Annotated in this window: 8 protein-coding genes; 4 read left to right on the forward strand and 4 right to left on the reverse strand. The window is 61.6% G+C overall.

The genetic code is table 11. The features are described from left to right. Positions 1 to 235 precede the first annotated feature (235 nt). The gene (locus AC0L25_RS31755) at positions 236 to 733 is read right to left on the reverse strand and encodes a methyltransferase family protein (protein ID WP_473599078.1); all 498 of its coding nucleotides are present in this window, start codon (positions 731 to 733) and stop codon (positions 236 to 238) included. A gap of 825 nt (positions 734 to 1558) precedes the next feature. Beyond that, entirely contained in the window at positions 1559 to 3610 is a 2052-nt protein-coding gene (locus tag AC0L25_RS31760) for an elongation factor G (RefSeq protein WP_473599079.1), read from the reverse strand. Between the two features lie 344 nt (positions 3611 to 3954). Here AC0L25_RS31760 and AC0L25_RS31765 point away from each other — a divergent pair, with 344 nt between their 5' ends. Next, positions 3955 to 4350 carry a (R)-mandelonitrile lyase gene (locus AC0L25_RS31765; protein ID WP_473599080.1) on the forward strand — a complete coding sequence of 132 codons (396 nt, stop codon included), beginning with the start codon at positions 3955 to 3957 and terminating at the stop codon, positions 4348 to 4350. Between the two features lie 59 nt (positions 4351 to 4409). Here the strand turns inward: AC0L25_RS31765 and AC0L25_RS31770 are convergent, their stop codons facing one another. Next, positions 4410 to 5612 (reverse strand): pyridoxal phosphate-dependent aminotransferase, encoded by a 1203-nt coding sequence (locus tag AC0L25_RS31770; RefSeq protein ID WP_473599081.1) that lies wholly within the window; start codon positions 5610 to 5612, stop codon positions 4410 to 4412. 205 nt (positions 5613 to 5817) lie between these two features. Here AC0L25_RS31770 and AC0L25_RS31775 point away from each other — a divergent pair, with 205 nt between their 5' ends. From AC0L25_RS31775 to AC0L25_RS31785, 3 genes are all read left to right on the forward strand, one after another. Further along, positions 5818 to 6708 (forward strand): EAL domain-containing protein, encoded by an 891-nt coding sequence (locus tag AC0L25_RS31775; protein ID WP_473599082.1) that lies wholly within the window; start codon positions 5818 to 5820, stop codon positions 6706 to 6708. After that, a complete protein-coding gene (locus AC0L25_RS31780) occupies positions 6705 to 7559 on the forward strand; it encodes an EAL domain-containing protein (protein WP_473599083.1) in 855 nt (284 codons plus the stop codon). The genes AC0L25_RS31775 and AC0L25_RS31780 overlap by 4 nt, the downstream gene beginning before the upstream one ends. 125 nt (positions 7560 to 7684) lie before the next feature. Next, entirely contained in the window at positions 7685 to 8293 is a 609-nt protein-coding gene (locus tag AC0L25_RS31785; protein ID WP_473599084.1) for a glutathione S-transferase family protein, read from the forward strand. A 513-nt stretch (positions 8294 to 8806) separates the two neighbouring features. On the opposite strand, the gene AC0L25_RS31790 is transcribed toward AC0L25_RS31785, so the two are convergent. Beyond that, the gene (locus tag AC0L25_RS31790) at positions 8807 to 9019 is read right to left on the reverse strand and encodes a cold-shock protein (protein ID WP_023678332.1); all 213 of its coding nucleotides are present in this window, start codon (positions 9017 to 9019) and stop codon (positions 8807 to 8809) included. Positions 9020 to 9278 lie beyond the last annotated feature (259 nt).

Raw genomic sequence — 9278 nt, forward strand, 5'->3', positions numbered from 1 at the left:
CCCAGCCAGCAGGTTGAATCAAAATTGTCGTGATTCGGGAATCCCTACGATTCAATCAAATGACAGAACGCTCTAGGTATCGCGATCTCCAGGGTGATGCCGGCCTGCGAACGGGTTCCTGCGCTTCCAATACTCACGCACCGATGTCCGCTCCGTTCCGGTTCTCGGAACCCACCATTCTCGGCGCGGCCTGACCTGAATCTCAACACACCCTGAAACATCTCCGTTTTCCGGCTCACCCGCGCCATGGCGTCAGGCGGGGCAGCCAACCTGGAACGGCATGGCGGTAGGCCTCGTAGTCGGCGCCGTAGCGGCGGGCAAGCGTCGGTTCCTCATGGAACTTCACGAACGAGACCATGGCGACGGCGGCGATAGTGGCATAGGCAACGAGAGCCAAACTCGAAAACAGCAGCGCCTGGCCAAGGATGATCGCCAGCACCGCCACATACATCGGGTTGCGGACATGCCGGTAAATACCGCCGACGACCAGTCGCTCGGTCGGCGCGAGCGGGGCGGGCGTGCCCCGGCCTTCGAGGGAAAAACGGGCGAAGGCATGAAGCAGCAAGGCCGTCGCGACGATAATCAGGACCCAACCGACCGGGACCGAGCCGGGCAGGGTCGACCATGGCAGACGATAGCGATCGGTCAGCAGCCAGGGCAGCAATCCCGCCACCACACCGGGCGCTGCAGCGAAGAACAGCGCGCTGCCGGCGATCGCCTGACGTGTCCTCATCGAGGCTGCCTTCTAGAACGACGTGCCTCCACTTGGACGCACAAAGTGCGCTCTAGCACTTTGAAATCTCCGCATCGTGCTTTCCGAAAAGCGATTCCAATTTCGGGTCGATGCGCGGCTGCTGCAAAAATAAACGCGTATTGCCTGATTCGACGTCATTCGTTGTTTTGCGTTCCGGATCGAGAAATGGCCCTGATTCGCTATTTCGCAATGGTTTTTGCCTGGCTGTGCACCGCTTTTCGACGATTCTGCTGGTCCTATGACGCCAAGAAACGGGTTAGACCACAGCCTGTGTCATTTTGCATGTGTGTGTTGCAAAATAGATGCTTGTTTCTTGGGCATGAAGAGCACATATATAGATCATCTCCTGGGCGCGTTCTCCTCCCATTAGCGCCCTTGAGTGTTCCCCTCTGGAGGTTAGCCTTAACAGGCACTTCCAATCAAACTCAGCCGGATCTTCATTGATCCGGCTTTTTTGTTGCCCGAAACCTGCTTGCGCCAAGGGAAAGCAGACCGAACTTGTCACGTAACAGTGACATGTAACCTCAGGTAACATGTCACAGGCGCCCAGCATCGACTAAGCAGATCATAGGACGCGGTGTGGTTCGTGCGGGAGATGGGGGCATCACTCGGACGATCCGGGCTCAGGCGGCTACCGCGTCCGAACCATTGTTCCGCCGAGGCCATCAGGCGCCGGCGGCATGTGCGGCGGACCTGCCGTTTCGCCTCCCACGAAGACGGTCCGCAAGAGAACGGCGTCCGGATCATTCCGGACGCCGTTTCCTTGAGTTCTGCCCCCTGAGGCAACGGCGCCAAAATCCAGTGTCAGGCGGCCTTGCCGTTGGCGTTCAACGCTTCGTCGGCCAGGCGGCCGGTGAGTTCGGCCATATGGTCGAAGGTAGCACGATAGCTGGCCACGCCCGCAGTGGCCGAACGCAACTCGATGATCAGGTCGCCGATCTCGGCCTGCGGCATGGTCGCCTCGACGACATCCCATCCCGGCCAGCCGGGCCGCGCATCATAGCCAAGAATCTGGCCGCGACGCTGCGGGATCAGGGCGATGATTTTCGATGTCGCGTCGGACGGCGTGACGATCTCGACCTTCATGATCGGTTCGAGCAGCACCGGCGAGCAGGCGGCCATGCCTTCCTTCATCGCCAGCTTCGCCGCCATCTGGAAGGCCATGTCCGACGAATCGACGGCGTGATAGGAGCCGTCGGACAGGTTGACGGCGACATCGACCACCGGAAAGCCGAGCGGGCCGGATTTCAGATAATCACGCACGCCGGTCTCGACCGACTGGATATAGGTTTTCGGCACGGCGCCGCCGGTGATGGTATCGGTGAACTGGAAGCCGGAGCCGCGCGGCAGCGGCTTGATCTCGATCACAACGTCGCCGAACTGGCCATGGCCGCCCGACTGCTTCTTGTGGCGGCCACGCTGCTGCGCCGTTTTGCGGATCGTCTCGCGATAAGGCACGGCCGGCGCATGGCCTTCGACCGGGATCTGGTTCTTGCCCTCCAGCCGCTCGCGCACGACACGCAGATGCATCTCGCCATGGCCCGACAGCACGGTTTCGGCCGAATCCTGATTGTGGCGCAGGCTGAGCGAGGGGTCTTCTTCGGCAAGGCGCTGGATGGCAGCCGACATCTTCACTTCGTCTTTGCGTTCCTTCGGGCGCAGCGCGAAGGCAAAGACCGGCTGCGGCGGCATCAGTGTGACCAACGGCTTGATGCCGCCCTTTACCGAGCTCAAGGTCTGACCGGTCGTGACGTCGTCCAGCTTGCCGAGCGCGACCGTGTCGCCGGCCCTGGCCGAGGTGAGCTTGGTCTGGTCCTTGCCGAGCATTCTGTAGATCCCGGAGACTTTTGCGGTGGTGCCATTCGAAAGGAAGAGCTCGGAGGCGTCGGCAAGCTGGCCGGACAGGATGCGCGAGACCGACAGCTTGCCGCCATGCGCGGTGTGAATGGTCTTCATCACCTGGACTACGGTCGCCTTGCCGTCAGGTGCGCCGAGGCGCTTGCGGGTTGCTTCAACATCAGGCGCGTCGTGGCGGATCGTCTTTAATAGCCGCAGCACGCCATTGCCCTTCTCGGCGGTGCCGATCAGCACCGGCGTCACCGCGCCGTCACGCAGATCGGCGGCGAGGTCGTCGAAGATCGCGTCCTTCGGCGGCTCGATCTCTTCGAGAAGCTGCTCCATCAACTGGTCGTCATGATCGGCGAGCGTCTCCAGCATGGAAAAGCGCGCCTCCAGTTCGCGCGCCTTGTCGTCGCCGGGAATCTGGGCGACCTCGCTTTCGGCATATTCGCGATAGATGTAGGCGCGCTCCAGAGCCAGATCGATCGAGCCGATCACGACGCCGTTCTTGCGCAGCGGGATCTGGCGAAGCAGCAACGGCACCGAGCTTGCCGGCTGCAGCATCTTCAGCGTGTCGCGCACGCCTGATATCGCCTTGTCGACCTTGTTGAGGAACATGATGCGCGGCACGCCGAGATCGTCGAGCTTGCGCATGATCAGCTGCAGGGCAGGGATCTTCTTCGCGTCGGCTTCGGCAACGACCACGGCGATGTCGCAGGCGGCAAGCACCGGCTCTGCCTCGAAAGAGAATTCGATGGAACCGGGACAATCGACGAAGGTGAGTTGCTCGTCCATGAATTCGGTGGTCGCAAAGGTCGCCTCGACGCTCATGGCGTGGGCGCGTGCCTCGGGCGAATGATCGGAAACGGTGTTTCCCGAGGAAACGGGATTCTGGCGGGGAATGGCGCCCGTGCGGGCCAATATGGCTTCGAGAAGTGTCGTCTTACCGCTTGCAAAGGGACCGACTATGGCAATGCATTTCGGTCCCGTGCGTCGTCCTCCGGCGCGAGTTCCCATGACTGACCTCCACTCAGGCATTTCCCTGGGAGCGGCGGCCGGCCTGTCGACCGTCGCGGGCGGGGCTTTTTTCAGTTTGCCACCTACCCAAAGGCATCGTCCCACGGGTTAGCCGGGAGGGCAAGGGATTTGAGATCGCCTGATGTCGCAGATGTTGAGCCGTGATCGGCGAAGCCGTCGATGCGGGCCCAGCCCTCCCATCAAATCCCGCGACAAAGCCCGTCGCTGAACAGCCGCAAAAGCGGTTGCGCCATGATGGTTATCGGAAGAAAGTGCCTGCTTCTTGCGGCAAAGAGGAACGGCCGTCGCCGACCGATCCGCCATCAGCTTGAGGACTCGCGACGATGAAGATCATTGCCTGCGGCAGCGCGCCGACCGTTATTGCGCCGGAAAAATACTTCACCGGCCGCGTGTGGCAGACGCCGATCATCGAGAAGGAAGCGCCAGCGCGGCTGCGCGCCGTCATGGTCAGTTTCGAGCCCGGCGCGCGTACCCACTGGCACACGCATCCGCTGGGGCAGACGCTCTATGTCGTATCAGGCGCCGGCCTCGCACAAAGCTGGGGCGAGCCGGTACAGGCGATCAGGGCCGGCGACGTCATCTCGTTCGCGCCTGATGAAAAGCACTGGCATGGCGCCGGTCCGAAGTCGGCGATGGCGCATATCGCCATGCAGGAGGCGCTCGACGGCGTTCACGCCGACTGGCTGGAGAGGGTGACAGACGAGCAGTATGGCGACTGAGGCTTTTGAGCCCACGAAACCCGACTGCAAGCCGGGTTTCGTGTTCGAGATGTGCCTGATCAGATCAGCGAGGCGGTGAAGCGCTGGATGCGCGTGCAGGCCTCTTCGAGCAACGCCTCCGACGTGGCGTAGGAGATGCGGAAGTTCGGGCCGAGGCCGAAGGCCGAACCAAACACGACCGCTACGCCTTCGGCCTCGAGCAGCTCCGAGCAGAAGGCCTCGTCGCCGTCGATCACCTTGCCGGCTTTGGTCTTCTTGCCGATCAACCGGGCGCAGGACGGATAGACGTAGAAAGCACCTTCAGGCGACGGACATGTGATGCCGCGCGCCTGATTGAGCATTGACACGACGAGATCGCGCCGAGCCTGGAAGATCGCCTTGTTTTTCGCAATGAAATCCTGCGGACCGTTCAGCGCCTCCACCGATGCCCACTGGGCGATGGTGCAGGCACCGGAGGTCTGCTGGCCCTGGATCATATCCATCGCCTTGATCAGCGCCACGGGCCCGGCCGCATAGCCGATGCGCCAGCCGGTCATGGCATAGGCCTTCGACACGCCGTTCATGGTCAGCGTGCGCTCATAAAGCTTCGGCTCGACCTCGGCGATGGTTCTGAAGACGAAATCGCCATAGATCAGGTGCTCGTACATGTCGTCGGTCAGGACCCAGATATGGGAATGTTCGAGCAGCACGTCGGCCAGCGCGCGCAATTCAGCCTCGGTGTAGGCAGCGCCCGACGGGTTCGACGGCGAGTTCATCAACAGCCATTTGGTGCGCGGCGTGATCGCCTTTTCCAACGCCGCCGCCGTCAGCTTGAAACCGTTGTCAATCGAGGTGTCGGCAAAGGCCGAGGTACCGCCGCAGATCGCCACCATCTCGGGATAGCTGACCCAGTACGGCCTCGGAATGATGACCTCGTCGCCGGGATTCAACGTCGCCATAAAGGCGTTGAACAGTATCTGCTTGCCGCCGGTGCCGACGATGGTCTGCTCCGGCCGGTAATCGAGATTGTTCTCTCGCTTGAATTTCTTGGCGATCGCCTCGCGCAGCGGCACGATGCCGGAAACCGGAGGATATTTCGTTTCGCCGCGGCGGATAGCCTCGATCGCAGCGTTCTTGATGTTGTCCGGCGTGTCGAAGTCCGGTTCGCCGGCACCCAGCCCGATCACGTCACGGCCGGCGTTTTTCAGCTCGCGCGCTTTCTGCGTCACCGCGATGGTCGCGGAAGGCTTTACGCGGGAAAGGACGTCAGCAAGAAAGGCCATGACGATGTTATCTCCTTGGGATGCAGGCGGTCGATCTAACCGCGGCGCTTCTCATGTCGCATCATTCCGCCAAGCGCAAGCTCTGTCGGATGAGCCAGATCTCAAATCGCCGGCAAATTCGGCAACAATAAATTCACTTACCGGCGGTAAAACCTCGAGTGGCTGGATCACGACCCATTCCGCCAATCTCGCAGAGCGAGGAACCGTGTCGCGCAGCATCGGGCCCCATATCGTCCGTCATGACGACGGCACCGCCAGCGGTGTCTGGGGCATCTATACGCTGCAGAGCGCTTTCCAGCCGATCTTCGCCTTCAGCAACGGTAAATTGTCCATCACCGCATTCGAGGGGCTGATCCGGCCATTCCGCGACGGCGAGCCGCAGTCGCCGATGAGTTTTTTCAACACCTGTCCGACGGTCGACCGCCTGCATATCGAGGCGCTGACCAGGACGCTGCACCTTTTGAACGCCGGCGCCTGCCTGCCGCAAGAGGCATCTATCTTCATCAACTTCGATCCGTCGGTGTTCACCGATCGCAGCATCGCCGACAAGGCGCTGCGCGACATGCGGCTGGTGCTGCATGAGGCTGAGATCGATACGAACCGGGTCGTCTGCGAGGTGACCGAGCAGAAATCGGCGTCGCAGGAAACGCTCTACAATTTCGTCGAGGCGCTCAGGGCCAACGGGTTTCGCATCGCCGTCGACGATTACGGCGCCGACGAGTCCGATATCAACCGCATCAAGGAGCTCAGGCCTGACATCGTCAAGTTCGATGCCCACTGGATCATGCAACTGATGGAGTCCGGCGCCGGCTTCGCGCTCCTTACCGCCATGGTGGCAAGTTTCGAACAGCAAGGCATCCGCACCGTGTTCGAGGGCATCGAGCAGGGTTGGCAGCTTGAATTGGCTGAGAAATCGGGAGCCTCGATGGTGCAGGGATTCGCGCTGGCACGCCCGGAGCTTGCACCGACCAGCTTTCACGTCTTCGGCAAGGACAGGCAGATGCCGGTGACAGTGCCCGATACCGGCGAGGCGCCTGCGACTGTCTCGCCTTCGCCGCGGCCGAAACGGGCTTTCGGGCGCAAGGCGGTGCCGTGACCGGGAGGCCCGACAGGCGGCGCAATGTCGGCGAAGCAATCTTTGCCGATGAGGTCGGTATCGAATACGGCGTCTATGGCGCGTTCCGGTTGAGGAGCGCGTATCAGCCGATTTTTGCTCCGCGCGGCAGGTTTTTGAAGGCCGTCGCGGTCGAGGGCCTGATCGAGCCGCACCGCGCCGGCAGGTCGGTCGCGCCGCGCGTATTTTTCGAGGGCGTCCCCGTGGCGGATCGCCTGTTCGTCGAGACGATGTGCCGGGTGCTGCATCTCCGGAACTTCCGCAACATCGGCGTCGATGGGCTCGACCTGTTCTTCAACTACAATCCGCTGATCAACGATGACCCCGGGCGAGCGCTGGCTGAGATCAGGCTGATGACCAGGCATCTCGCCGAGTTCGATCTGTACCCCGGCATGCTGGTCTGCGAAATCACCGAACAGGCGGCCGACGACAAGGTGCTTGTCAGCCTGGCGCGCGAGATGCGGCGTGACGGCATCCGCATCGCCATCGATGATTTCGGCACAGGGCATTCGACGGAAGAACGGGTCGCGCTTGTCCAGCCTGACATCGTCAAGATCGACGGCACCTGGTTCGCGGAATTCTGCCGCCATGCCGCCGCCGAGCGGTTTTTCCGGCCGCTGGTCTCCGCGCTGCACGACCGCGGCACCAAGGTGCTGGTCGAAGGCATCGAGCAATCCACGCATCTGCGCGTCGCGCTGGACGGCGGCGTCGATCTTCTGCAGGGTTTTTACCTTGCCCGGCCGGCGCTGGCCGGCACTGTCTTCGATGAAGAGCCGCTGCCCATCGACCGGCTGCTTGGCAGGGACAACAACGTCGTGCCGTTGTTTGGGTGATCCATCAGCGGCGCTGATGGTTGCGCCAAAACAAATCACTGGATGAAGCCGTTGCCGCCGGGATAGAGCCTTGACACCGGACCCGGCCCCCAAGGGCTGTCGTTGCACGAGCGAGCGGAGCGCCAATGATACTCTACGGAATGATCGACAGCGGCAATTGCTACAAGCCGCGCCTGTTGATGGCCAAGCTCGGCAACGCCTTCACCAATGTCGAGGTGAGCTCGCACACCGGCGACACGCGCAAGCCGGACTATATTGCCAAGAACCCGACCGCTATGGTGCCGCTGCTCGAACTCGACGACGGCCGGCGGCTGGCCGAATCCAACGCCATCCTGCTTTACCTCGCCGAAGGCACGCGGTTCCTGCCGGCCGACAGATACGAGCGGGCGCTAGCCTATCAGTGGTTGTTCTTCGAGCAGTACAGCCACGAACCCTATATCGCGGTGCGCAAGGCGCTGCTGACCTTTCCCGAGCGAGCCAAGGATGCGACGCCGGAACGGCTGGCGGTGACGCTGGAGCGCGGCAACAAGGCGCTCGGCGTGATGAACAAGCATCTGGCGGGCAGTGCGTTCTTTGCCGGTGAGGCATTGAGCGTCGCCGATATCGCGCTCTACGCCTATACGCACACGGCCGAGACGGGCGGTTTTCAGCTCGACACCTATCCGGCGGTGGCGGCCTGGCTGAAGCGGGTCGAGGCCGAGCCGGGGCATGTGCCGATGGAGTGGCTGCCTTGATATGTTTGCCTTTTCGAGGCGCCGCTCGGCGTGGGCATAGTTTAGCTTATCCCGGTCGCCGATTTTCCTGAGCAACGTCAGCGATTGGCGAAAGCTTCGGCGAAAGCGTCCTTCTCCCCGTCACTACGGGGAGAAGATGGCGGCAGCCAGATGAGGGGCGGCGCCAGCCTTTGTCGCAATAGCGTGCTTGGCTCTGTAGTGGTAGTCCCGATACGTCGCGCTGCCCCTCATCGCCCTGCCGGGCACTTCTCCCCGTTTAGTGACGGGGAGAAGGACGCCGCATCGCCGGTTTCGCTAATTGTCGGCGTCTAAATCCGGACAGCAAAAAGGCGGGACAAAATCCCGCCTTCCATGCTTGGTAGCCTGATCGGGAGCGTTTGGTCCGGGCCGGCAGCAATCTGCTGCTTCGGCTTGTCGGGTTTTTCGCTCCGGTGCGCTTCTCGCGCGACCGTCAGTACATCCGTGACTTGCCGCGCGCCCCGAGCTATCGCCCGGCGCGCGCCATTCGCAAAATCAGGCTGCCTTGCTCAGAGATCCAGCGGACGACTTGCCAGTGCGGCGGTCCTGCTCGATCTCGAAGTTGATCTTCTGGCCTTCGACCAGGGTCGACAGCCCAGCGCGCTCGACTGCGGAGATGTGAACGAAAACGTCCGCGCCGCCGCTGTCAGGCTGGATGAAGCCGAAACCCTTGGTGGAATTAAACCACTTGACCGTACCTGTTGCCATTTCGATAGTCCTTATACGTTTGCTTAGCTTGACCGAACCGAAGTCCAGTCGGTTTGTATCGAGATTTTGGAGATAGAACGTCAGCAAACGCGAATTATCGCGAGGCCCGGATCGATCGGCCGAAATATCAATGGACCTCATATAGTCCGCTTCTTCGAAAAAAACAAGACTGCGCTGATGCGTGTCGTAAGCAGATGAGTTGTCCGGATTAGGTAGCAGATGAGTTGTCCGGTTTGATCACCAGCGAACGGAGGCTGGG

Source organism: Mesorhizobium sp. WSM4813, assembly GCF_055811555.1.